The following is a 22,066-nucleotide window of genomic DNA, read 5'->3' on the forward strand; positions in this document are numbered from 1 at the left end:
TGGCGTCTGCATTGCTTTCCATCCTTACCGGTTCGGCATGGCGCCTGGTCAGGAGCAAAGCAGGTGCCTAACAATTCATTCAAGCCGAAGCCGCTTCGCGGCTCGGCTTAATTCAGGCGTTAGGCCTCATGGAAAGCGTTTCGGACGTCCAAGTGTTTAGAGAGTCGCTAGTTGCCGCAGCTCGTGGCCCGTTCTTTCCGGATTGGGAGTTCCACTCACTGTTCGGCCTCGATCGAACCCAGGTTGAATCCCTCGCGGACTCGTTCTCTTCTGCCACACCGCTCACGGGTGATATAGCTCTCGCGCTCAACAATGCAATGGGCAACCTGCTCGGTTACCCGCACGGCCAGGAGGCAGTCTGGTCACAATGGCTATCTGTCTCCCCTGCAGAGTTGCAGGTTGTCTTTTCGCGGTGGCGGGCCTCCGGCAATGAGGCCTAACAATTCATTCAAGCCGAAGCCACTTCGTGGCTCGGCTTAATTCAGGCGTTAGGCCCCATCCGGAGTTGATCGCATGCGGAAGAATCCGGCAGTGCTAGTGCTTTCACTTGTGCTACTGGCCGCGTGCTCAGGCCATGACGACGAGTTCTTCCCATACAAGATGAAGGGGTTTGATTCTTGGGTGTACGACCCGGCAAGCGAAACGGACTTTTTGGCGGGTTACACCGAGGCAAGCTACTTTTCACGTCGCGAGGGCTTAGCTTCTTGCGCTGCTCTGGCAGCAACCGCTGCATCTGCTAGGCACCTACAAGATTGGAGCTATGTTTGCTGCACGGTAACAAGCGAGTCGCAATGCGCTACCAAGGTCCGGTGAACGATCATGGGGCCTAACAATTCATTCAAGCCGAAGCCGCTTCGCGGCTCGGCTTAATTCAGGCGTTAGGCGCCATACCGAGATCATCGTCATGCGAACTGCAAACCTATTCGCTGGTGCTGAAGCACCTTTAGAGGGTGAGCGCTTCGAGACATTGCTCAGTCACAAGAATCTCGTCATTGAACGCATCGTGAGTTCCGCTGCAATAACCCCGACGGAGTACGTGCAAGCCCAAGACGAATGGGTTGTGATGCTCCAAGGGGAAGCGACGCTTGAGGTAGCCGGTGAGGCTATCAAACTCCATTCCGGTGACTATCTGCTCCTACCTGCCGGTACGCCACACACCGTGCGGCGCGTTGCTCAGGGTGCTCTCTGGCTGGCAGTTCACCTGCATTGATCGCTGGCGTCACGAGGCTAAGATGGCGCCTAACAATTCATTCAAGCCGAAGCCGCTTCGCGGCTCGGCTTAATTCAGGCGTTAGGTGCCATGACAGACATTCGAACAGATGACCAAAAGCGAGGGCCTGACGGTGTTGTCTGCAGCATCCGTGCCCTACCCAACGGAATGCTCCGCGTGGTCATGGACGACGTGGCAAATTCCGGCGCATCCGGCCAAGGACCTTGGCAGCATCGGGTTGTTGTTACGTGGAAAGACTATGAGGCCATGGATCTGAAGAGCATTGAGTCGCTCTCAGAGGCAGAGTTAGCCTCGTTCGGCCACTATGTACTAGCCCGCTTGGTGGCAGCCCGCGCGGCTGGCACCTAACAATTCATTCAAGCCGAAGCCGCTTCGCGGCTCGGCTTAATTCAGGCGTTAGGCCCCAGCCGCCAAGCCTCTGGGTCAAAGAGCAAAGCACTCGCAAGTGTTCATTGCTCCGTTCGATATCGAACGCGCGTCCCCAATGATTTCGGGTTGGCCTCGTATTCCGACGCGGCCGTGTCGCGACTTGCGGTTTTCTCGCGTCAGCAACGAGGGCCTCGCGGTAATCGCGCCGCGCCCCACTGTCCTGGCCTTGGCAGCAAAAGCCCGCAGTTGCAGTCGCTCGCGCGGTCGGGCATGGTCGCGCCTAACAATTCGTTCAAGCCGAACCCGCTTCGCGGCTTCGGCTTGAGTACCTCGCAATTTGTTGCCGTGTCGGCTGCCGGGTTCTCCCGCAGCGGGTCGGCTTAACTCAAGCGTTAGGCCGCTAATGACAATTCGCGCGCATTTCAAGCCAGATACTGACGACGTGCTGTCCACGATCGCATGGCTCAATGAGTCAGGCCTTTCAACTGCCGATACTTGGCAAAAGGTATATGACATTGGCGTTGTTGAAATCCAGTTGCACGCTGTCCCGCCAACGCTGGCGTATCTCAGCCAAGTCGAGGACGCACTGTCCATTTCCCGCATAACAAAACACGGCGTCGTCTTCTACCTCACCGATGTCGCACTTACTTCAGGCCCACCGGATCGTCACGTTCCATCAGACCGCCAGGACGGCTTTTTATTTGTCCCAATGTCCAACATCATTTGCATCAACACATTTGGCAGCGTGTACCCACGTGGCGGCGCGGCCTAACAATTCATTCAAGCCGAAGCCGCTTCGCGGCTCGGCTTAATTCAGGCGTTAGGCCGCTGCAAAAGCAAAAGCTATCTATGCCTTGCTTGCAGCTCCGCGCTCATGCATCGCGCACCCTGTCGCCGTCGGCGTGTGTCGCTTCGTCAAAAGTCAGCTTCGGCTAGTGCATCGAGCGCGCTACAAACTCTCTCGGCGAGCGCTCGTGAGTTTTCCCGGACAGGACCGCGCTGCCGGACTCCATCGCATTCAAGAGTGGCGCTCGGGGTGTCTCGCGGCGCGCCCGGCGCTTCCCGCTTCGTTTTCAAGCGGGTGGCTTGTCGGCCAGTCATTTTCCTAGGTACTGTGGCGGCCTAACAATTCGTTCAAGCCGAACCCGCTTCGCGGCTTCGGCTTGAGTACCTCGCAATTTGTCGCCGTGTCGGCTGCCGGTCTCTCCCGCAGCGGGTCGGCTTAACTCAGGCGTTAGATGGCCTTGGAGACAACATGGCAGCCCAAACACGATCACTCGTTGCTTTCGCGCACGTTGCCAGTGTTGATCGCAGCATCAAGTTCTACGCAGACCTCGGCTTCAGGGTCAAGAACACCGTCGTTCCACAAGGCCAATCCGCGCCCGTCTGGGCATGGTTGGAGAGCGAGCAGGCCAATCTGATGGTCGGCTTGGCTGACGGGCCAGTTGATGCATCCCAGCAAGCCATCCTTTTCTATCTCTACTTTGACAACATCAAGCAGACTCGCGGCGCATTGGTAGAACTCGGTCATTCCCCCGGTGAGATCAAGTATCCGTTCTACATGCCAGGCGGTGAGTGCCGGCTGGAAGACCCAGATGGCTACGTGCTCATGCTGGCGCAGATCTAGCCGGCCATCTAACAATTCATTCAAGCCGAAGCCGCTTCGCGGCTCGGCTTAATTCAGGCGTTAGGCCCAATGAGAACCCTCGCTTTCTTGTTTGCAATCGCCCTAGGTGGCTGCGCCCACTCACAACGACCAGACGACTTTGCATTACAAGCAAAGTGCTTGGACGCGGGCGGTGAGTGGACGTCACCCCAAGTCATGTACCCCAAATTGAAGATCACCAAATACACAAGGTCGTGGTTCGTTTGCCGCTTACCAACCACCGACGCCGGAGTCACGTGTAAAGGAATCGGTAAGGAATGCCAGGGCGAGTGCGTGGCCCCGCCGGGTGCCAAGCTGGGTCAAGAAATCGAGAGCGGCATATGTTCAGCCCACCAGAGAGAGCCGAACGGGACTTTGGTTGTTTGGGGCGGCCGCGTCCACGATGGATATCCAATCTTGGAGTAGGTCTCGTGGCAGTATCAGCGGAACAGGTCAATGACGTTGTGGCCTAACAATTCATTCAAGCCGAAGCCGCTTCGCGGCTCGGCTTAATTCAGGCGTTAGCGCCCTATGGCAGTTGATCCGCAAGCCCGAGCAAAATTAGCTGAGTCCACTCGCTGGCTCGTCGGTGCACGCATCACCAACTACCAATTTGATGATGCAATTCCAAAGTCAGACGACCCAGCCATCCGAGAGATTTATAGCCAGTTCTTATGGTTGCTCTACTGCGACCTTCGGGAGCACCGTTTGAGTGGTTCTGACAAACTGGCGCCTGCCCAGAGAGATGCGGCAACTCGTTGCATTCTGTTCCTCAAGTCCGGCCTCCCCTATCCATGGCCAGTTCTATCTCGGACTAAATCCACTCTGCTCACACTCAGCAACCTACTGACTTTGGGCTTGGCCGGGCGCATCTACTTTCGTCGCGTCAGTGCGGCTGGTGACATGACCTACTGGCCGTTCTTATCGGCCTCGCAGTACGCTGACGCCTTGGGCGCGCCTGCATACCTTTCCGGGGCGGGCGCTAACAATTCATTCAAGCCGAAGCCGCTTCGCGGCTCGGCTTAATTCAGGCGTTAGGCCTCAGGAAAGCGCACTGTGGACCGCCCCATCTTTCATCTGTCATTCCCGGTTCTAGATCTCCCTGCGGCCAAGGCTTTCTACTGTGATGCTCTTGGCGCCACGGTGGGCCGAGATAATGGCGACTGGGTGGACATCCTTCTGCTTGGGCACCAACTCACGTTGCACAATCGGCCAAGTGAGGTTCTACCTCCAGAGCAGCACGGTGTGCGCCATTTCGGAGCTATCTTGCCTTGGCAAGATTGGATGGCACTCGGAGCCAAGCTTGAGAGGCAAGGCTGTACCTTTCTGCGGCCGCCCACCATTGCTGGCGTAGGCACCGAGCGCGAGCAAGGCAAAATGTTGCTATGTGATCCCAGCAACAACATCATTGAGATCAAGGCCTACCGCAACGTTGCTGCCGTGCTCGGCACTCAACGTGACCCGGCTGAGGCCTAACAATTCATTCAAGCCGAAGCCGCTTCGCGGCTCGGCTTAATTCAGGCGTTAGGCCTCATGAAAGATCTCGCAAAGTTGTTGCTAGCTCTACTTTCCTTTCCGGCTCTTGCTGCGTCTTCGGCGCCCTGGCTTAAGCCAGCGCCCGCTTCGGTCGGCACCTGGGCAAACTGGACGGAACTTCCTGCCTCCTCATTCTTTGAGGTTCCTGCCTCAAAACTCAGCACGGCCGAGCATTGGTTGGCTAAGGCGCCGTTCTTGCCCCAAGAGCAGAATGACATCGCCTATTTCGGCCGGCCTGACTTCAAGTGCAGCCCACCCGCCAAACCGTATTTGTTGCGGGCCGCCTATATCAACGGCGGCACCGGCTCCTTTGCGCTCTATTGGTCCGGATCCGCTCTCATCGTTTCGCATGGGTCCCTCGGGCCAGGGGGTGCGCCGAGTAAATCGGCCCTGGTAGTCTGCCTCTCTAAGGCACCTACGGCCGTTTACAGCTCCCTGTCGAGCGCCCTGTGAGGCCTAACAATTCATTCAAGCCGAAGCCGCTTCGCGGCTCGGCTTAATTCAGGCGTTAGGCCTCACCAAAATGCCCTCACTCATCCTACAAGCCACGCCGTTGTTTGCTGCCGCTTTGGCGTTACTAGGTGGCTGCGCTACGCAAAGAAACTTTAAGCAAGCCTCGTGCCGCGAAATCGATGACGGTTACGAGATCACCCTTGCGGGCACTCGCTACAGCACGTCGCACTCGGTCATTCGAGCGACGACCGAGCAGAGCCATGAAGCTAAGAAGACGTTCCAAGTACCAAGGATTAGTGGGTCCGTACATGGATCTGAGATCCCATCGGAGAAAGGTTTCTATAAGTACGGCGGCACAATGGAGTTCAGCTGGCCGCAGCTGGCAGTTAATCTTCACTATGTTGACACCGACCGGGACGTGCTAGACCCGCTCGCTTGGAATGGGTCTTATCAACTTGGCGCGTGCAGCGCTCAGATGCAGTGAGGCCTAACAATTCATTCAAGCCGAAACCGCTTCGCGGTTCGGCTTAATTCAGGCGTTAGGCACTCATGGCGATTTCATCGGAACCTGAAATAGAAGCCCTTGCCAGCTTTCTCTCGGAGTTCAATCGGGAGAGCGATCGGGGGGCTGCCCTTACGGCGGCAGCTGTCCTTGATGATCGCCTGTCGGAGATTCTGGCTGCGTTCCTTGCGGACACTCCTTCTGCAAAGGAGCTCATCACCGGCTTCAATGCCCCACTCGGCACTCTTTCATCGCGTGCTGCGGCTGCTCATTCCCTTGGGCTTATTCAAGATAATGAGTTCAAAGAGATCACACTCATCCGCAAGGTCCGAAATGAGTTTGGCCATTCTTGGCAAGGCGTGTCGCTTTCCGCTGGCCGTGCCGCGGACCTCTGCAATCAGCTGCCTTGGCTTGGCCCCAAGGACCATGAGGCAAGCGCTACTCCGCGTGGTCGACTTAACGCAGCTATTGCCATCCTGCTCACGGATCTACTTTGGCGCGCCCGCCTCGTCGGCAAGGAGCGTCGCGCCGTAAGGGAATGGCCAAATCGGGCGCGTGGCGGGTAGAGTGCCTAACAATTCATTCAAGCCGAAGCCGCTTCGCGGCTCGGCTTAATTCAGGCGTTATGCGCGGTCGAGAGCACTGCTAGAGATCGCACTCCCATTGATTCGGTGATTTCGCAATCTAGCTTGCACCGCAAAAGCGCAAAGCCTGCGTCAGCAACAACACGCCGCGCCGCCGACCCGATGAACTATGTCGCGCTCCACTTGCGGCGCCCTCACCTCCGGCTGGGCGAGCTCCCCCGATCCCTGTCCTGGCTTCCATGGGGTGATCCCCGCACCCCGACTGTTACTGGCTAGAATCGCTTCAGCTGCAGTACTTCGCCGGTTGTCCGGGCTGCATAACCATTCATTCAAGCCGAAGCCGCTTCGCGGCTCGGCTTAATTCAGGCGTTAGACGGCCATGTCAGGTTCAATCGCTCTCATACCTGCAGAAAGCCAAGAGCAAGTCGCGATTGTTCGGGAACTCTTTCGTGAGTACTCGGATGCAATCGGTGTCAACCTTGAGTACCAAGGATTCGCCGCTGAGCTAGACGCCCTCCCATCGCCTTACGTTCCGCCGCATGGAACTCTGCTCATCGCGCAGATCAACGGAGACACAGCTGGCTGTGTCGCCCTCCGACGCTTGGACCATCAGACCGGCGAGATGAAACGGCTGTATGTGCGTCCGGCCTTTCGCGGCTGGGGGCTCGGCGAGCATCTCATCGAGGCAGCAATACAAGCAGCCCGTGGTGCTGGCTACACTGCGCTCAGATTAGATACGCTTCCCAGCATGGCGACGGCACAGGGGCTCTATCGCAAGCTCGGCTTCAGCGAGATACCGGCATACAACAACACGCATTTGCCGGGCACCCGCTTCTATGAGCTCCCGCTGGCCGTCTAACAATTCATTCAAGCCGAAGCCGCTTCGCGGCTCGGCTTAATTCAGGCGTTAGGCCCCATGACGAGCCCTCTTGACCGCCTTGTTGGTATGGCACTCCTAGCGGCCGGAACTGACTCTGAAGGTGTGGGCCTTCAATTCACAGGCTGCTCTTTCTCCGCCTACTCAAAACATTCTTCATCCAGGCCACTTGCAAGCCTCATTGGACTCACTGTCCAGTCCGTCGCATACACCAGCGAAGACTCGCTAATCATTAGTTTCAGCGCTGGCGAGACTTTTAGCGTGTCGCTCAAATCGGACGACCACGTCGGGCCGGAGGCATTTTGTGCCCGGTTTGCTGACGGCCCATGGGTCATTGAGTAGCATGGGCCCTAACAATTCATTCAAGCCGAAGCCGCTTCGCGGCTCGGCTTAATTCAGGCGTTAGGCCGCTGCAAAGCACACTCGCGTAGCCAGTGGCATCGCCACTCGTCGCCCGCTATCGCGCGCGAGTTTCTCGGGATCGCAGCCTTCTGTTGTTTCCGGCCTCCCCCGCCGCCCGCTACGCGCGCGGCTCACGTTCGCCGCCACGCGTACATTGCTGCTTCGCCACCAGCGGCTTCGGCCAGCACCATCGAGCGCGCTACATACTCTCTCGGCGAGCGCTCGTGAGTTTTCCCGGACAGGATCGCTCTACCGGACTCGATCGCATTCAAGAGAGGCGCCCGAAGTGTCTCGCGGCGCGCCCGGCGCTTCCCGCTTCGTTTTCAAGCGGGTGGCTTGTCGGCCGGTCATTTTCCTAGGTACTGTGGCGGCCTAACAATTCGTTCAAGCCGAACCCGCTTCGCGGCTTCGGCTTGAGTTTCTCGCAATTTGTCGCCGTGTCGGCTGCCGGTCTCTCCCGCAGCGGGTCGGCTTAACTCAGGCGTTAGGTGCGAGTGATAGATATGGATAGTCGGACAAAACTGCTAAGAGCTGTGTTCCATCAAGGTTTCCGGACACCGGACTGGCGGCACAAACAACCGCCACCTGTTGTCACCGTCGACGAATTCTTTGCCGGTAACGACGATAACGAGTCAATCGCAGTCAACTTGTCAGATCATCCCGGCGTCGGATTCTTCCACGAGAGGCTCAAGTCGCTCCAAGGGCGACCTGACGTTAAATCAGTACTCGTCAACATCTACGACCTTGATCCAATTATTTCAGGTGGCTGGCCCTACGCAGAGAATGTTCACGTGCTTACCTCCGCTTCGGAAGAGCAGATTCAGGCTTGGGCCGCGGATCTGCTATCGGACGGAGCTGCTGAAGGATGGCCCTACGGGCAACCTGAGGCGGCCCAGCTTCCTGAGGGTCACTTCAAATGGTGGTGGTTCTCGTGGGACTAGTCGCACCTAACAATTCATTCAAGCCGAAGCCGCTTCGCGGCTCGGCTTAATTCAAGCGTTAGGCCGCGGTGGAGACTGATCTGCACACTTACCGTTACAGAGTCTCGCTCAGACTGCGCCACCCAACTGAGCCGCTCACTTATTTCGCTGATGCACTGGGACTCGCTCCAGATTTTCAGCATGTCGTCGGCGAGTCTCGCAGGTCACGCAACGGCGAGCCGCTGCCTGGGCAATATAAAGAGTCGTACTGGTGCCATGCCTTGGATGTGCCTGAGAGCCAGGATGTTGAGGCGTTTCTTCTAACTACCGTTGAACGGCTAGACGCACATTCAATCCTCTTAAGTCAGCTCATCACCTCGGGCGGTAGTGCCGAGTTGTTTATCGGATTCTTCCTGGAGAGCTTCAACTCTGGGTTTTCGCTCTCGCCTGAGCTGTTGCGCAAATGCGTCGCGCTCGGGATTGCGCTAGATTTTGACGTATATGGCCACGAGCCCGTTCCCGAGCCCGCGGCCTAACAATTCATTCAAGCCGAAGCCGCTTCGCGGCTCGGCTTAATTCAGGCGTTAGGCGGCACGTCATGCATTCTCGCGACTCAAAATGCTTTCTCTCAGCGCTCATACTGATAGTTCTCAGCGCCCTATTCGTCGTCGGCTGCGCCCACCAGCCAATCGGACCCAAACTGGAATCATCAGCGGTTGCGCGAGAGCTCGGATTCGCCAAATGTAGGGTTTCGATCCCGATGGATCGCGACGAGGTCTTGGACTTTGCAGACAAGCTGGGCAACCCCAATCTAGCTACGTCACCTGAGTGGGCCGAGGCCATTTCATTGCTGCAGCCCGGCGATCAGCTGCGCCGCGTATATTGCCCCAAGAGCGGCGGCAACTTCTTTGGCGTGTTTCGTGGCAGCTCCGTGTTATTTAGATTCGGCAGCATGCTCTATGACTAGCAAGCGCATGCCGCCTAACAATTCATTCAAGCCGAAGCCGCTTCGCGGCTCGGCTTAATTCAGGCGTTAGGCCTACAATCGCGCAATGGAGTATCAGCTCGTCATCAAGTTCTGGCGTAAGTCTCTGGCAAATGAAGTATTCCTCGCGACGATTGAGAGCGAGTTGAAGGAGGCGCTGGGCAATACTGTCGAGCTAGAGGGCTATGACGTCAGTCCGAAAGAGATCAACCTGTTTATGCTTACGCCTGATCCCCGCCACTCTTTTCGACGAGCACGGGATGTTTTAGAAAGGTTGGGTGTTGTGCAGGGTATTTCCGCTGCCTTCCGCTTGTCCGGCGGCGCAAGATTCACCTCGGTCTGGCCGCTACGCAACACGCGCAAGTTCACTCTTCCGTAGTGCGTAGGCCTAACAATTCATTCAAGCCGAAGCCGCTTCGCGGCTCGGCTTAATTCAGGCGTTAGGCACCCATGAAGCACTCAGCGCGCCCATTCGTAATAAGCAGCGTACTTCTTACGCTTCTTTTGCTTGCCTATGCTGAGTTGTACGTTTTCATTCCGCTGGCCAGCCGGCCGGCTTGGGCGCTCTTCCTTCCTGTGGCCGTACCAGCCTTCTTTGTCTTGCTACCTGCCGCGGCCTCGCCCCGCACCATCGCCGCCTCGATATTCTGCGTAGCCTTGGCAGTGCTAGTTGCGCCATTGCTTGCCGTGGCAATAGTTGAGGCTCGTCGTTGGTGTTGCCTGGTTAGCCCTTTTAGCTCTGGCGTGCTGGAGTACACATCGTTGGTTGGGCAGCTCTTGGCGTCTGCATTGCTTTCTATCCTTGCCGGTTCGGCATGGCGCCTGTTCAGGAGCAAAGCAGGTGCCTAACAATTCATTCAAGCCGAAGCCGCTTCGCGGCTCGGCTTAATTCAGGCGTTAGCCCTTGGAACAGATTGAATCGCTACTTGAGAACGCACTTCTCGCACACGGCATTCAATCCGTGTGCGCCGATGGTTCTTTTCTCATTCCGGGAGATCTACGACTGACTCCACTTGTGCACGAGATGAGCACTGTTCCAGATCACCGCACGATTTCACTAGAGATTCTGGCTGAGAGTCCGCGGCTAAACGGAGGCATCATTTCTGAGTGTTTTGCTGGCATTGCGTCAACCACCGCTGAGGCAATCAATCAAGCCTTCGGCAAGTTTCTTCTAGGAACTTTTCATGTGCTTCTTGAGGCCCTGTCTGATCATAGATGCAAGGAGTGCCAAGCAGAAATAGAGCATTGGGCCAGCCCATCTGGCCACTGGACTGTCTACAGCGGCCCATTACTCAGTCAACACTCAAGCAAATCTGTACTTACCCATACCTACTCTGCTGTACTCCAGCAACTTCAACAGCAATTTGAGCGGATCCAGCTTTCCAGCCCCCACTGGGTGCGTGTTTTTGTGGCGTCGTATCACGGCAAAATCCAAGCCACAGAGGCCGTTCTGGACAATGAGCCTTGGCCAGAGGCCCTAGACGTCATCAACCATCAGAGTTGGCAGCCCAGTGATGAGTATCAAGCCATTAGGCACTTCTTCCTGGCCCTACCGGCCAAGGGCTAACAATTCATTTAAGCCGAAGCCGCTTCGCGGCTCGGCTTAATTCAGGCGTTAGCCAATGCATCGCGTAATCCTTACCTACAGTAAACCACTCCTTCGCCAAGCGGTGCGCGGCTTCTGGTGGCGCGTGGTTGGATTCCGTTTTCTCGTAGCCCTAGCCCTGTCGGCTGCCGCTCTCATCATGCTTGTCCTGGGCGGCGACACCTCATGGCTTGTAGGCGTATTGGCAAGCGTGCTCGTGCTCGGCTTCACTTTCATGGTCGCGCTTTACGTCGTCCACTATCGCAACGCGCTCCATAAGCTCAAGGCTATGGGCAACCCTCAAGCTACGCTCGATGCTTCTGAGGCTTCTTTATCGTTGTCATCTGGCGCAGGCACTGCAACGCTTCCTTGGTCGGCCGTTACGGAGGTGTGGCAGTTCAAGTCTTGTTGGCTGCTCATGCTTTCAAAATCCCAATTTGTAACTCTGCCGCTAGCTGACGTGACGCCGGAGACTGCTGCGTTCATCCTCTCCCGTGTAACGGCTTCGGGAGGTAAAGTTGGCTAACAATTCATTCAAGCCGAAGCCGCTTCGCGGCTCGGCTTAATTCAGGCGTTATGCGCGGTTGGGCAACAGCTGGTTTGTGTTATCGCAAAACCGGTTCGTACCGCCACTGCAAAAGCTCGCTTCAGCAACCAATCGCCGCGCCGCCGTGTCCATGCAGTCTTTCGCGTTCCGCTTGCGGCGCCTTCACCTTTGGCCAGTCGAGCTCCCCCGATCCTTGTCCTGGCTTTCATGGGGTGATTCCCGCACCCCAACTGTTACTGGCTAGAATCGCTTCAGCTGCAGCGCTTCGCCGGTTGTCCGGGCTGCATAACAATTCATTCAAGCCGAAGCCACTTCGTGGCTCGGCTTAATTCAGGCGTTAGGCGGCGGGACGAACATTACGGTATGCCTAGGCTCTCACTAGCACTTATATTCCTGCTGGCTGCCGGATGCGCCGCTACGGGCACACCGAGCCACGCCCCTCAGGCTGGCTACTTCGCAGAGCCGGAGGACTTCTTCGGCGTCAATTTCAAGCCAGGCCTCCCGCTAGCCCAAGACAACCTCATAGACTCATTGACTGACGCTAGGTCGCGCAACGCTCTTCGCCATGACCTGGAGATCATCTCTAGTTTCCCGCCAGACGTACCGCTCAGGGTAGAGGGATACACCGACACACATGAATGCTCGGGGTCCGACTGTGTCGCACTTTCAAAGCGTCGCGCACAAGCTATTCATGACTGGCTTCTGGCGCACGGAGTCGCGGCATCGCGCCTTTCACCGGCTTACGGCTACGGCGCAGCTCGCCCCATTGCAGACAATGCCACCGAGACTGGCCGCGCCTCTAACAGACGCGCCTACATTAGTTACGGCTGGCGGTAATCCAGCATGAGTAGCCCGCTGCCTAACAATTCATTCAAGCCGAAGCCGCTTCGCGGCTCGGCTTAATTCAGGCGTTAGGCCGCTAAATGCTTTCAGTTTTATCCAGCGGCTTGTTTGCGGACGCCGCTCTTCTCGCCTTCCGATTCTTTGCGGTTTCACAGTCGTTGTTGCTCGTGCTCCAGATCGTGCTGGCCTCGGCTCGCAGTGGCGCACGATTGGCAGCCGGGCACCAGGCTGACGGCAACATCCTCGTGCTGCCCACCGTTTCACGCAGCAGTCTCGACCGGCGCCCGGTTCAATCGGCTTCCGGCTGGCAATGGCAGCGTTTGCCCGTCTTCGCGTGCGCTCCGCGCCCGATCGTCCCGCCTTCTGCTACCTTGCGTCCTAACAATTCATTCAAGCCGAAGCCGCTTCGCGGCTCGGCTTAATTCAGGCGTTAGGCCGCTATTGATGCCCATCAGCTTGCAGATAACTGGTAGAGCAGTCTTGGGCTTAGCGCTCGGTGCCGGCACTCTGTTCTCAACTGCATCCTGCATATCCAGGCTTTCCCAGCCTTACGAGATTCGCGTCCGCGTTGTGGATACGGATACGGCGCTCCCCATGCCAGCCACGAAGGTGTGGCTTGAGGAGTTCCAATCCGGGAAAGGCTTTGAGCCGGGGCATTTTGAGGTCGTGTCAGTTACAGAGACCAATCGCAATGGTGAAGCCTCTTTTCGTACTACCGACCCAAGGGCAATTCAGGTTGGTGCGGCGCCATGCGAGAAGTTTCTTGCACAGGGCATGACCGTTGTGCCAGAACATCGAGAAAGGCCCGCTAAGGCAATGACAATAACTGTTGGCGTACGCATCCGCCTTTGCCATTCCGGGACGCGGCCTAACAATTCATTCAAGCCGAAGCCGCTTCGCGGCTCGGCTTAATTCAGGCGTTAGGCCTCCACCAAATGCTCAAGCCACGCACTCTCAAGATTCTCGCGGGGCTTTTGCTGGTCTACGGCTTGCTGATTGGTCTCAGCTTCGTTTGGCCGTCTTTCGCCGAGTCACCTGCGGGACTGTTCTTACTCGTCCCTGGCCTTTCGATTTACTTGTTCCATAAGGCTGGCGTACCTGGCCTGCTTGAGCACAATGGCCTGTGTGGCTGGGGTTGGTGCGCCCCTACTCCGTTTGGCTGGACTTTCCTGGCTCTCTTTTGGCTAGCGGTGGCTTGGCTCGTTGCTTGGGCTATTGCCTCGTTGAGCAACCGGTTTGCGGCGCGCTAAGCTCAGCTCATGGCCAGGGCAATTCCGGCCTAACAATTCATTCAAGCCGAAGCCGCTTCGCGGCTCGGCTTAATTCAGGCGTTAGGCACCACATGTGAGAGCTATGACAGCCACTCAATATCAATCTTCCACTCCCGCAATTCGGCCCATTTCTGAGTCCACTCGCCTTTATTCACCGACGCAAATTGCTTGCGGAACGATTGGTGGCCCTGTCGGCTTGATTTATTTTCTTTGGGCCAATTTCGTAGCGCTTGGCAATAGTCGCCTAGCGAAAAGAACTCTCATAATTGGGTCAGTAGCAATTCTGGCCATCATCGCGATTGCACCTTTTCTGCCGGAGAAGGGAACCGCCTTCCTCTTTGCGATTATTTACATCGCCATAGGGAGACACATTGCTGAAAAGTACCAAATGACTAAACAGGCCATTGCAGACTCTCCAAGCTTCACATTTCAGTCCAATTGGCGCGTATTTTTGCTCGGCCTTTTATGCCTTGCCGCATCAGCTGTTGCCGTCATTGGCTCGCTTTTTCTTCTCATTGTGCTCGGCGTATGGCAGCCGTAGTGTTGCCTAACAATTCATTCAAGCCGAAGCCGCTTCGCGGCTCGGCTTAATTCAGGCGTTAGCGCCCATGGAGAAGGTCTTGCGACTCAAAGTACTGGCCATCCTAGGACTGGCAAGCTTCCCCGCAATAGCTACTGACTACACGGGCATTGCCACCATGTTGATTGGCATACCGGCATTCATTGGCTTCAATCTCGTCCTGGCCATATTTCTCGCCCTTCCCGCAAGCAAGGCGAGAAAGATCATTGCCTCAGCACTACTCGTTCCATTAGTCATTGCCGGCCTAATCATTTCCCATGATGCATCCTCACTGATGGGCCATGACAACACCGGAGATTGGCTATTAGGCGCCGCGTACTTTGCGCTTGCCGCAATTTCCTTCTACATGCATTACAAACTCCTCAGCAAGCAGCCCGTCGACGGGCGCTAACAATTCATTCAAGCCGAAGCCGCTTCGCGGCTCGGCTTAATTCAGGCGTTAGGCACCAGATGACGATTACTACTTGCCCAACCTGCAAAGATCTTCAGATCCAACACCAGATCAGATCCCCTAGCGATCTTCGCCAAGCTATTTCGGTGATCCGCTCTGAGATCGAAGCAGGCGCATTGTCGGAGACTGCGCTTGCTGACCCAAAGAAAGAGGATTGGCGCACCCAGTTTTCCCAGCTGCTGTCTGGGCCACCTGATGATCTAGTTCTTTGCTACTTCCGCTGCAATAGTTGTGGGCAGCTTTTTTGCCTTTCTTGTGAGACTTATCATGGTTCCGGTGGCAGCTGGTCGCTCGTTGTCTAGCGCTGGTGCCTAACAATTCATTCAAGCCGAAGCCGCTTCGCGGCTCGGCTTAATTCAGGCGTTAGGCGGCTGGAATGGCTTTCGGCGTGCTGATGGAGATAAGAAATGAGCAAGGTTCCCGCTGGCACTGAACTTACCCGACCGTTCCTTCCAGCAAAAGATTTCGAGTTATCCAAGCGTTTCTACGAGACGCTGGGTTTCGAGAAGCTTCTTGATGCCACTGTGGCCATCTTCCGCATGGGACGCGGAGAATTTCTCCTGCAGTCTTACTACCAAAAAGACTGGGCGGAGAATTTCATGATGCAACTCATGGTTGATGACCTTGATGCGTGGTGGACCCACATCCAGTCGTTAGATCTTCCTAGTCGCTTCGGAGTAGCTCCGCCCAAGGCGCCGGCATTACAGCCGTGGGGGCTGCGTATTGCCTATGTGACTGATCCATCGGGGGTGTTGTGGCATGTGGCACAGCGGCGGCTTGATATTAGTCACGACTGAGCCATGCCTAGTACGCCGCCTAACAATTCATTCAAGCCGAACCCGCTTCGCGGCTTCGGCTTGAGTGCCTCGCAATTTGCTGCCGTTTCGGCTGCCGGTTTCTCCCGCAGCGGGTCGGCTTAACTCAGGCGTTAGGTGCCATTTGAGCAATATCGTTACCGAACTTGAGGCACTCAACCCAGAGCAGCGGCGTCAGGTCTACGCTCGGTTATGGTTCGAGCTCACCATTGGCGCACGCGAGATCTGGAGCGATGACTCCTACAGCCAAACCCAGAAACTAGACGGGCTAAAATGGATCAATGAGATCCAGCATCGAGTCTGGCACGGCTACATGGATTCGCCTGGCTACTCCCCAGAAAACCTATTGGATCGGATCAGGAGTCATGTTCAACAAGCCGATCACATCCGTGGGTGCGTTGGCAGGTGCATCCGCCGCTCAATCGACACCTTGGCTGGCACCTAACAATTCATTCAAGCCGAAGCCGCTTCGCGGCTCGGCTTAATTCAGGCGTTAGGCCTCATGGTCACTTTCCTCGCAATCGGCTTCTTGCTCTCGGTACTAGCGGTATTTCCTGCCTTCGCGATGGCCATTTACGCGGAGCGCCAAGTCTCGCGGCATCTCAAAGCTCATCATCCGCAGCTCTGGGCCCAAATTGCGCCACCTCCAGGCGCAGAGCCCAGTGCCTCATCTCCGTTCGCTCGCTTTATTACCCAGCGCCGGTACCGAGAACTGAAGGATGAGCAGCTCAATCAGCTTGGTGAGCGAGCGCGTCGTCGTTTGTACGTAGCAGTATCGGTGTTCCTAGCGCTTGTGCTCTTCGGCCTGTCCTACGGCGCCGTTACAAAGGGCCTAGGATGAGGCCTAACAATTCATTCAAGCCGAAGCCGCTTCGCGGCTCGGCTTAATTCAGGCGTTAGGCCGCTAAGGAGAGTGCCTTGATAGCCACAGTTCTAATGGTCGCTAGCGCAGTCGTACTCTTTGCGCTCGGCACGGTACACCTCGTGATCACGTTTGTTGGACCAAAGCTCACGCCACGTGATCCTGCTCTGCAAGCTCGCATGAGCGAGGTTTCACCTGTCATTACAAAAGAAACAACGATGTGGCGCTGCTGGGTTGGCTTCAATATCAGCCACAGCATGGCCGCTATGCTTTTCGGCTTGATCTATGGCTTCCTGGCGATTGCCCACGGTAGTCTTCTGTTCTCCTCACCGTACTTGCTTGTAGTTGGCTTACTGACGGTCGGTGGGCTCTTCGTAGTGGGCAAGGTTTACTGGTTCAGCACTCCCTTTATCGGCATTGGCATTTCGTTTGCGTGCTACCTGGCCAGCGTCATCGCGGCGCTGGCCTAACAATTCATTCAAGCCGAAGCCGCTTCGCGGCTCGGCTTAATTCAGGCGTTAGCCTTGCTTGGAGAAATTATGGCTACGGATAGCAATTGGTTCGATGACTGGCTTAAGCGGCGCCTTCATCGCGACATCATTTTCAGAATTTTGGTTTGGTCTAGCATCGCCTCTGCTACAGCTTACTTCGCGAGTAGAGAGACCGGATTCTCTGGTATCGGGTATTTGGCAAACGCGTCCAAATCGCTTCTTCCTGTCTTAAACCTGATTGGCTCAGCTGCAATCATGCTTTCTCTTGTCGCGATGATGTTCAAAGATGCTGAGCACGTTGGTGGCGTCAAGTGGAGCAAGAGCTCCAGCCTGGGTCGGTTTGGAGGCATAGTTCGGCGCCTTGCTGGAGACTTGACGCTTTGGGTCGTTGGTTCGCTTGTTGCTCTGCTTAGTGCAGTTACGGTCGTTCTGGTACAAGCCGTTAATATTGGCGCAATGACCAGTCGAAATGCTTCCGCCATTGCCGTTATGTATTTTGTTTTTGGCATTTTTTTGATAGTCACGGCAATTCTCAACGTGTATGTGCGGCGGGCTAAACCTCCACTCACTGCATCTATCCCGTTCTCTCTGTTTCTCCACACGCCTTGGCGTGTGGTACCCGTCTACGTTTTAGCTATCGGGTTCATCGCCTATCGTGTGTGGCTCACACGGCAAGGCTAACAATTCATTCAAGCCGAAGCCGCTTCGCGGCTCGGCTTAATTCAGGCGTTAGACCGCTGTTGGAGCTATCAGGTGACCAAAAGAACACCTTTCGTTAGCCGTTTCGCCGCCCTTGTTCTGGGATTCATCACTCTCGGACACGCCTTGGTGGCCTTTGATCTTGTGTTCAATTTCTTTCCGGCAAAGCCAGAGATTGTTGCCTTGTGGGCGACATCTATTTGGGTCAAGGCACTGTGGCTTGTAACTACTGCTCTTGGCGTAGCGGGCGTGGTGTTTCTGTATCGCAGCTCCGTCCTTGGCTTACTTGCGTCACTCTGTGCAACCGCTTGCCTGTACTTCGCTAGCGTAGGCCTGTGGCAAGACCTGAAAGGTACCTTTTGGCTCGCTGTGATCGTCAACGTGCTAGCACTTGTCGGCGTTTGGCGGGCGCGGTCTAACAATTCATTCAAGCCGAAGCCGCTTCGCGGCTCGGCTTAATTCAGGCGTTAGACCGCTGATGAAAGCTCACATACGCTCACAGGAAGTCATCGACAAGTGGGCCGCATTGCTCGCAGCACGGAAGTCGGATGTTCGTGTTTCCTGGTTACTAATCGGCCTGACCCTTTCTGGCATGATCGCCATGCACTTCGCGCCAAGTGGCGGCTTGTTCTGGTTGACCGCCTTCATCGGCTTTTGCTTCGTCGTTCATCAGTTCGTACTACGCGGGAGCACACTCTGCCCAAACTGCGGCAACCCTCCGTTATCGTCTTTCGATCGCGCTTGGCCGACAGACGCAAAGATGTGTGTCCACTGCAATCATCTGCTCAAGGATTAGTTCGCAGCACATGCAGCAACGGTCTAACAATTCATTCAAGCCGAAGCCGCTTCGCGGCTCGGCTTAATTCAGGCGTTAGCCGGCATGAAAGCATTGTCCCTTGCAGCAAAGCGAACACTCGGACTCTTGGTGCTTCTTATAGGCGCTGGCGCGCTTGCCTTCATTGCATTCGTTGCAATTGTTGGCGGTCGCGAGCTTCTTAACGCTCCGGGCTCTTTCGCTTTAGTGTTTCTGTTTTCCTTAGCCCTGCTATTGGCTTGTTCTGGCTATACGCTGGTGTTTCGCACCACTGGCGCTACGACTCAACGGTCATTGGTACCGCGTTGGGCTTTGGTCGCTAGTGGCTCTGCCATGTTGCTGTCAGTTGCTGGTCTCACCTACTTCGGTGGCAGCCGTTCCGCGTCTGGCATAGCTCTGCTCGGCGGGTTGGGCGCTTACTGGCTGTGGTCGGGCCTACGGCGTGCCGGCTAACAATTCATTCAAGCCGAAGCCGCTTCGCGGCTCGGCTTAATTCAGGCGTTAGGCCCCATGGGAAAGATTTTGGCATTGCTTTTTATCTGCCTGGCAGCTTGTTCCAGTTCGGGTTCGCTCCCAAATGGCTACAAGCTGGAGGGAGGCGCAATTCTGGACCATAGGGGAGTTGAAATCATCAGCCCAAGAGTTGTCTCTATCGGCTTCAATAATGACCACATTGTCGCGTGTAAGATTCAACAGGTGCCGTACGCTGATGCAAAACGCATGGTTGCTATAAACCTAAAAAACGGCGTTGTGATTGATTCCGTCAATGCTGCAAATTGGAAGTATTTAGTGGGTCGCATTCCTGAGCTTGATGGAATTGAACTGAAGAAAATAGCCGAAGAACGGTGCCCCTAAGCTGGGCCCTAACAATTCATTCAAGCCGAAGCCGCTTCGCGGCTCGGCTTAATTCAGGCGTTAGGCCCCTTTCCGCGATCGGATAGCCATGAAGACCCTGCATCTCTTTCTGCTGCTTGTCCTCGCCGGAATTTCGGGCATTTCGCTTGCGGCGGATGTCCTAGATGAGTCGCCTCATGCAGCGGCAATCCGCCTGGTCATGACATCTCGCAGCGCCGAAGTCCGCAAACTAGATCAAAGCCCGGACTGGTGGCATGACACAAAAGAGCGCGCCTGGTCGGCCAAGCGCCCCTTTGGCCCAGGCGTCGTTGATAGCACGCACTATTTTCAGGTCAGCTGCTCTATTGACGGTCAGGTTGTTGGCACTTGGTCAGTCAACACTCGCACTGGCCAGGTTGCTGGCGCCGGTGAGTCGCTGCGGATCGAGTGACGGGGCCTAACAATTCATTCAAGCCGAAGCCGCTTCGCGGCTCGGCTTAATTCAGGCGTTATGCGCGGTCGGACAAAGGCTTGGTCCGTGTTCTCGTAAAGCCGATTTGCATCGCCACTGCAAAAGCCCGCTTCGGCAAGCAACGCGCCGCGCCGCTCGCTCCATCAAGTCTTTCGTGTCCCGATTGCGGCGCCCTCACCTTCGGGCAGGTCGAGCTCCCCGCTCCTTGTCCTGGCTCCATCCAGTGATTCCCGCGTCCCGACTGTTATCGTCTTAGAATCACTTCAGCCGCAGTCCTTCGCCGGTTCTCCGGGGCTGCATAACCAGTCATTCAAGCCGAAGCCACTTCGTGGCTCGGCTTAATTCCAGCGTTAGGCCCCAACCGTCAAGTCTCTGGGTCAAAGAGCAAAGCACTCGCAAGTGTTCATTGCTCCGTTCGGTATCGAACGCGCGTCCCCAGTGATTTCGGGTTGGCCTCGTATTCCAACGCGGCTATGTCGCGGCTTGCGCCTTTCTCGTGTCAGCAACGAGGGCCTCGCAGGCAATCGCGCCGCGCCCGACTTTCCTGGCCTTGGCAGGAAAAGCCCGCAGTTGCAGTCACTCGCCCGGTCGGGCATCGTCGCGCCTAACAATTCGTTCAAGCCGAACCCGCTTCGCGGCTTCGGCTTGAGTACCTCGCAATTTGTTGCCGTTTCGGCTGCCGGTTTCTCCCGCAGCGGGTCGGCTTAACTCAAGCGTTAGCCGCTCATGGTTCCTTCCAACATCCTCTACCGAACGTTCTTCATCAAGGCCGAGGAGTACGGCACTGCGTTCACCGTTGATGTCGAAGGACAGGAGTACCTAGTTACCGCTAGACATCTACTCGATCAGACTAAGAACCAACTCTCAATTCAGCTGTTTCAAAATGAGAGGTGGCGCACCGTGTCTGCACTCGTCGTTGGCCATGCTCGTGGCGAAGTAGACATCTCTGTTCTACAGCTTCAGGAACGACTTACTCACCCCGAGTTCTTGGTAAATCCAACCATCGCCGGGATCGTCTTGGGCCAGGATGTCCACTTTGTCGGGTTCCCCTACAAAATGTGGAGCAATGTCGGGGCGCTTATGGGAGGCCTGCCATGTGCCTATGTAAAGAAGGGCACCGTTTCGGCGTTCCAGAACAGCGATCCCCAGATTTTGCACATTGACGCAATCAACAATGAGGGTTTCTCGGGAGGGCCATTGTTCTTCTACCCGCCTGGTCAACCCCGCGAAATTCGTATTGCTGGCGTCGTCTCAAAGTTTAAGGTCGAGTACGAGGACGTACTGGACGCAAAATGGGAGGCTAATGGCATGAAAGTTCCATACAACACGGGCTTTCTCGTCGCATATGGCTCCAAATACATCCTTAGCCTCATTGCGGCTCATCGCGGCGGCTAACAATTCATTCAAGCCGAAGCCGCTTCGCGGCTCGGCTTAATTCAGGCGTTAGGCCGCTGAAAAGTCGCAGCAGTAGTTTTACCTAACATCCAACCGGCGCACCTCGCCTCCCGACTCTTCCGTTGGCTCCTCGACGTCCACTTGCCCAAGTTCGGCGAGTTCTGCTTTCCCTCTCCTCGCTCGGCGCCCGGATGTTCCTGCAACAGCAGCAGCTGTCTATCAGGCATTCCTGCTCCAGCCAGCGTTTCATCGCGCCACTTCCGTGTGGCGCGCCCGATTCTCCTAGCTTTCGGCCGGCACAGGCAGCTTCGTCAGGCATGGCGTCCGTGCGCTCCGCGCCCGACCGCCACGGCAATCTGATACCTTGCGGCCTAACAATTCATTCAAGCCGAAAACCAATCGCTGCGCGATTGTTTTCGGCTTAATTCAGGCGTTAGGCCTACTTATGAAGACTTTAGTTATTCCGCCAGCGGCACAACGAGACGAGAAGGCTGTCCAGCTCCTCAGTGCATGGGCGGCGGAGAAAGGCCTGCATTGCACAATGAATATCGGCATGTGGCACGACAGCGGCCGCGACGAGCCAGCCGCTTGGGGCATCCTCCTCTCGGACGTTGCCCGCCATATCGTCAATGCCCTGCAAGAGCAGTACGGCCTCAATCCAAGTGACACACTTGCGGACATACGCCAAGCATTCGACCGAGAACTGGGTGACCCGACCTCGGATGTAGAGGGGGCGTTCCACCATGGCCACACGTAGGCCTAACAATTCATTCAAGCCGAAGCCGCTTCGCGGCTCGGCTTAATTCAGGCGTTAGGCCGCTAATGACAATTCGCGCGCATTTCAAGCCAGATACTGACGACGTGCTGTCCACGATCGCATGGCTCAATGAGTCAGGCCTTTCA

24 protein-coding genes are annotated in these 22,066 nt (G+C 56.1%); all 24 read left to right on the forward strand.

Features of this window, described 5'->3' with window-relative positions; translation table 11 throughout:
- Window positions 1-904: 904 nt before the first annotated feature.
- Window positions 905-1,210 (forward strand): cupin domain-containing protein, encoded by a 306-nt coding sequence (locus MO486_RS16180; protein WP_242910771.1) that lies wholly within the window; start codon window positions 905-907, stop codon window positions 1,208-1,210.
- Between the two features lie 832 nt (window positions 1,211-2,042).
- A complete protein-coding gene (locus MO486_RS16185) occupies window positions 2,043-2,372 on the forward strand; it encodes a hypothetical protein (protein ID WP_242910773.1) in 330 nt (109 codons plus the stop codon).
- Between the two features lie 483 nt (window positions 2,373-2,855).
- Window positions 2,856-3,227, forward strand: coding sequence for a VOC family protein (locus MO486_RS16190; protein ID WP_242910781.1), 372 nt, complete (start codon window positions 2,856-2,858; stop codon window positions 3,225-3,227).
- A gap of 1,074 nt (window positions 3,228-4,301) precedes the next feature.
- Window positions 4,302-4,721: a VOC family protein gene (locus MO486_RS16195; protein WP_242910783.1), complete on the forward strand. Its 420-nt coding sequence runs from the start codon at window positions 4,302-4,304 to the stop codon at window positions 4,719-4,721.
- A gap of 57 nt (window positions 4,722-4,778) precedes the next feature.
- Entirely contained in the window at window positions 4,779-5,234 is a 456-nt protein-coding gene (locus tag MO486_RS16200; protein WP_242910786.1) for a hypothetical protein, read from the forward strand.
- A gap of 549 nt (window positions 5,235-5,783) precedes the next feature.
- A complete protein-coding gene (locus MO486_RS16205) occupies window positions 5,784-6,302 on the forward strand; it encodes a hypothetical protein (protein WP_242910788.1) in 519 nt (172 codons plus the stop codon).
- Window positions 6,303-6,699: 397 nt separating this feature from the next.
- Entirely contained in the window at window positions 6,700-7,179 is a 480-nt protein-coding gene (locus MO486_RS16210; protein WP_242910812.1) for a GNAT family N-acetyltransferase, read from the forward strand.
- Window positions 7,180-8,102: 923 nt separating this feature from the next.
- Window positions 8,103-8,540, forward strand: a complete 438-nt coding sequence (locus tag MO486_RS16215) for a hypothetical protein (protein ID WP_242910820.1) — start codon at window positions 8,103-8,105, stop codon at window positions 8,538-8,540.
- A 68-nt stretch (window positions 8,541-8,608) separates the two neighbouring features.
- On the forward strand, window positions 8,609-9,055 hold the full coding sequence (locus tag MO486_RS16220; protein WP_242910822.1) for a DUF4279 domain-containing protein: 447 nt from the start codon (window positions 8,609-8,611) through the stop codon (window positions 9,053-9,055).
- Between the two features lie 224 nt (window positions 9,056-9,279).
- Window positions 9,280-9,486: a hypothetical protein gene (locus MO486_RS16225; RefSeq protein WP_242910824.1), complete on the forward strand. Its 207-nt coding sequence runs from the start codon at window positions 9,280-9,282 to the stop codon at window positions 9,484-9,486.
- A gap of 85 nt (window positions 9,487-9,571) precedes the next feature.
- Window positions 9,572-9,883, forward strand: a complete 312-nt coding sequence (locus MO486_RS16230; RefSeq protein WP_242910826.1) for a hypothetical protein — start codon at window positions 9,572-9,574, stop codon at window positions 9,881-9,883.
- 525 nt (window positions 9,884-10,408) lie between these two features.
- Window positions 10,409-11,071: a DUF6348 family protein gene (locus MO486_RS16235; RefSeq protein ID WP_242910834.1), complete on the forward strand. Its 663-nt coding sequence runs from the start codon at window positions 10,409-10,411 to the stop codon at window positions 11,069-11,071.
- A gap of 55 nt (window positions 11,072-11,126) precedes the next feature.
- Window positions 11,127-11,615 (forward strand): YcxB family protein, encoded by a 489-nt coding sequence (locus tag MO486_RS16240; protein ID WP_242910836.1) that lies wholly within the window; start codon window positions 11,127-11,129, stop codon window positions 11,613-11,615.
- Window positions 11,616-12,559: 944 nt separating this feature from the next.
- Entirely contained in the window at window positions 12,560-12,901 is a 342-nt protein-coding gene (locus MO486_RS16245; RefSeq protein WP_242910838.1) for a hypothetical protein, read from the forward strand.
- A gap of 931 nt (window positions 12,902-13,832) precedes the next feature.
- Complete coding sequence (locus tag MO486_RS16250) at window positions 13,833-14,291, forward strand: hypothetical protein (RefSeq protein WP_242910841.1); 459 nt, start codon at window positions 13,833-13,835, stop codon at window positions 14,289-14,291.
- Between the two features lie 67 nt (window positions 14,292-14,358).
- Window positions 14,359-14,721, forward strand: a complete 363-nt coding sequence (locus tag MO486_RS16255; protein WP_242910843.1) for a hypothetical protein — start codon at window positions 14,359-14,361, stop codon at window positions 14,719-14,721.
- 467 nt (window positions 14,722-15,188) lie between these two features.
- Window positions 15,189-15,578: a VOC family protein gene (locus MO486_RS16260; RefSeq protein WP_242910850.1), complete on the forward strand. Its 390-nt coding sequence runs from the start codon at window positions 15,189-15,191 to the stop codon at window positions 15,576-15,578.
- 1,059 nt (window positions 15,579-16,637) lie between these two features.
- A complete protein-coding gene (locus MO486_RS16265; RefSeq protein WP_242910875.1) occupies window positions 16,638-16,928 on the forward strand; it encodes a hypothetical protein in 291 nt (96 codons plus the stop codon).
- Window positions 16,929-16,997: 69 nt separating this feature from the next.
- Window positions 16,998-17,630 carry a hypothetical protein gene (locus MO486_RS16270; RefSeq protein WP_242910877.1) on the forward strand — a complete coding sequence of 211 codons (633 nt, stop codon included), beginning with the start codon at window positions 16,998-17,000 and terminating at the stop codon, window positions 17,628-17,630.
- Between the two features lie 72 nt (window positions 17,631-17,702).
- Window positions 17,703-18,107, forward strand: a complete 405-nt coding sequence (locus MO486_RS16275) for a hypothetical protein (protein WP_242910879.1) — start codon at window positions 17,703-17,705, stop codon at window positions 18,105-18,107.
- 865 nt (window positions 18,108-18,972) lie between these two features.
- Window positions 18,973-19,317, forward strand: a complete 345-nt coding sequence (locus MO486_RS16280) for a hypothetical protein (protein ID WP_242910881.1) — start codon at window positions 18,973-18,975, stop codon at window positions 19,315-19,317.
- Between the two features lie 88 nt (window positions 19,318-19,405).
- Window positions 19,406-19,747, forward strand: a complete 342-nt coding sequence (locus MO486_RS16285; protein ID WP_242910883.1) for a hypothetical protein — start codon at window positions 19,406-19,408, stop codon at window positions 19,745-19,747.
- Between the two features lie 747 nt (window positions 19,748-20,494).
- Window positions 20,495-21,163, forward strand: a complete 669-nt coding sequence (locus MO486_RS16290; protein ID WP_242910885.1) for a serine protease — start codon at window positions 20,495-20,497, stop codon at window positions 21,161-21,163.
- A gap of 445 nt (window positions 21,164-21,608) precedes the next feature.
- Window positions 21,609-21,920 (forward strand): DUF5076 domain-containing protein, encoded by a 312-nt coding sequence (locus MO486_RS16295; protein WP_242910887.1) that lies wholly within the window; start codon window positions 21,609-21,611, stop codon window positions 21,918-21,920.
- Window positions 21,921-22,066: the final 146 nt, after the last annotated feature.

Origin of the sequence: Lysobacter sp. CFH 32150 (genome assembly GCF_022758295.1) — a bacterium.
Taxonomy (GTDB): Bacteria; Pseudomonadota; Gammaproteobacteria; order Xanthomonadales; family Xanthomonadaceae; genus CFH-32150.

What these genes read in the sequence shown, in the direction of transcription:
- MO486_RS16180 (WP_242910771.1), top strand. Translation starts at nt 905, where the DNA reads ATGCGAACTGCAAACCTATTCGCTGGTGCTGAAGCACCTTTAGAGGGT.
- MO486_RS16190 (WP_242910781.1), top strand. Translation starts at nt 2,856, where the DNA reads ATGGCAGCCCAAACACGATCACTCGTTGCTTTCGCGCACGTTGCCAGT.
- MO486_RS16200 (WP_242910786.1), top strand. Translation starts at nt 4,779, where the DNA reads ATGAAAGATCTCGCAAAGTTGTTGCTAGCTCTACTTTCCTTTCCGGCT.
- MO486_RS16205 (WP_242910788.1), top strand. Translation starts at nt 5,784, where the DNA reads ATGGCGATTTCATCGGAACCTGAAATAGAAGCCCTTGCCAGCTTTCTC.
- MO486_RS16210 (WP_242910812.1), top strand. Translation starts at nt 6,700, where the DNA reads ATGTCAGGTTCAATCGCTCTCATACCTGCAGAAAGCCAAGAGCAAGTC.
- MO486_RS16215 (WP_242910820.1), top strand. Translation starts at nt 8,103, where the DNA reads ATGGATAGTCGGACAAAACTGCTAAGAGCTGTGTTCCATCAAGGTTTC.
- MO486_RS16225 (WP_242910824.1), top strand. Translation starts at nt 9,280, where the DNA reads ATGGATCGCGACGAGGTCTTGGACTTTGCAGACAAGCTGGGCAACCCC.
- MO486_RS16230 (WP_242910826.1), top strand. Translation starts at nt 9,572, where the DNA reads ATGGAGTATCAGCTCGTCATCAAGTTCTGGCGTAAGTCTCTGGCAAAT.
- MO486_RS16240 (WP_242910836.1), top strand. Translation starts at nt 11,127, where the DNA reads ATGCATCGCGTAATCCTTACCTACAGTAAACCACTCCTTCGCCAAGCG.
- MO486_RS16245 (WP_242910838.1), top strand. Translation starts at nt 12,560, where the DNA reads ATGCTTTCAGTTTTATCCAGCGGCTTGTTTGCGGACGCCGCTCTTCTC.
- MO486_RS16250 (WP_242910841.1), top strand. Translation starts at nt 13,833, where the DNA reads ATGACAGCCACTCAATATCAATCTTCCACTCCCGCAATTCGGCCCATT.
- MO486_RS16255 (WP_242910843.1), top strand. Translation starts at nt 14,359, where the DNA reads ATGGAGAAGGTCTTGCGACTCAAAGTACTGGCCATCCTAGGACTGGCA.
- MO486_RS16260 (WP_242910850.1), top strand. Translation starts at nt 15,189, where the DNA reads ATGAGCAAGGTTCCCGCTGGCACTGAACTTACCCGACCGTTCCTTCCA.
- MO486_RS16265 (WP_242910875.1), top strand. Translation starts at nt 16,638, where the DNA reads ATGAGCGAGGTTTCACCTGTCATTACAAAAGAAACAACGATGTGGCGC.
- MO486_RS16270 (WP_242910877.1), top strand. Translation starts at nt 16,998, where the DNA reads ATGGCTACGGATAGCAATTGGTTCGATGACTGGCTTAAGCGGCGCCTT.
- MO486_RS16280 (WP_242910881.1), top strand. Translation starts at nt 18,973, where the DNA reads ATGGGAAAGATTTTGGCATTGCTTTTTATCTGCCTGGCAGCTTGTTCC.
- MO486_RS16285 (WP_242910883.1), top strand. Translation starts at nt 19,406, where the DNA reads ATGAAGACCCTGCATCTCTTTCTGCTGCTTGTCCTCGCCGGAATTTCG.
- MO486_RS16290 (WP_242910885.1), top strand. Translation starts at nt 20,495, where the DNA reads ATGGTTCCTTCCAACATCCTCTACCGAACGTTCTTCATCAAGGCCGAG.
- MO486_RS16295 (WP_242910887.1), top strand. Translation starts at nt 21,609, where the DNA reads ATGAAGACTTTAGTTATTCCGCCAGCGGCACAACGAGACGAGAAGGCT.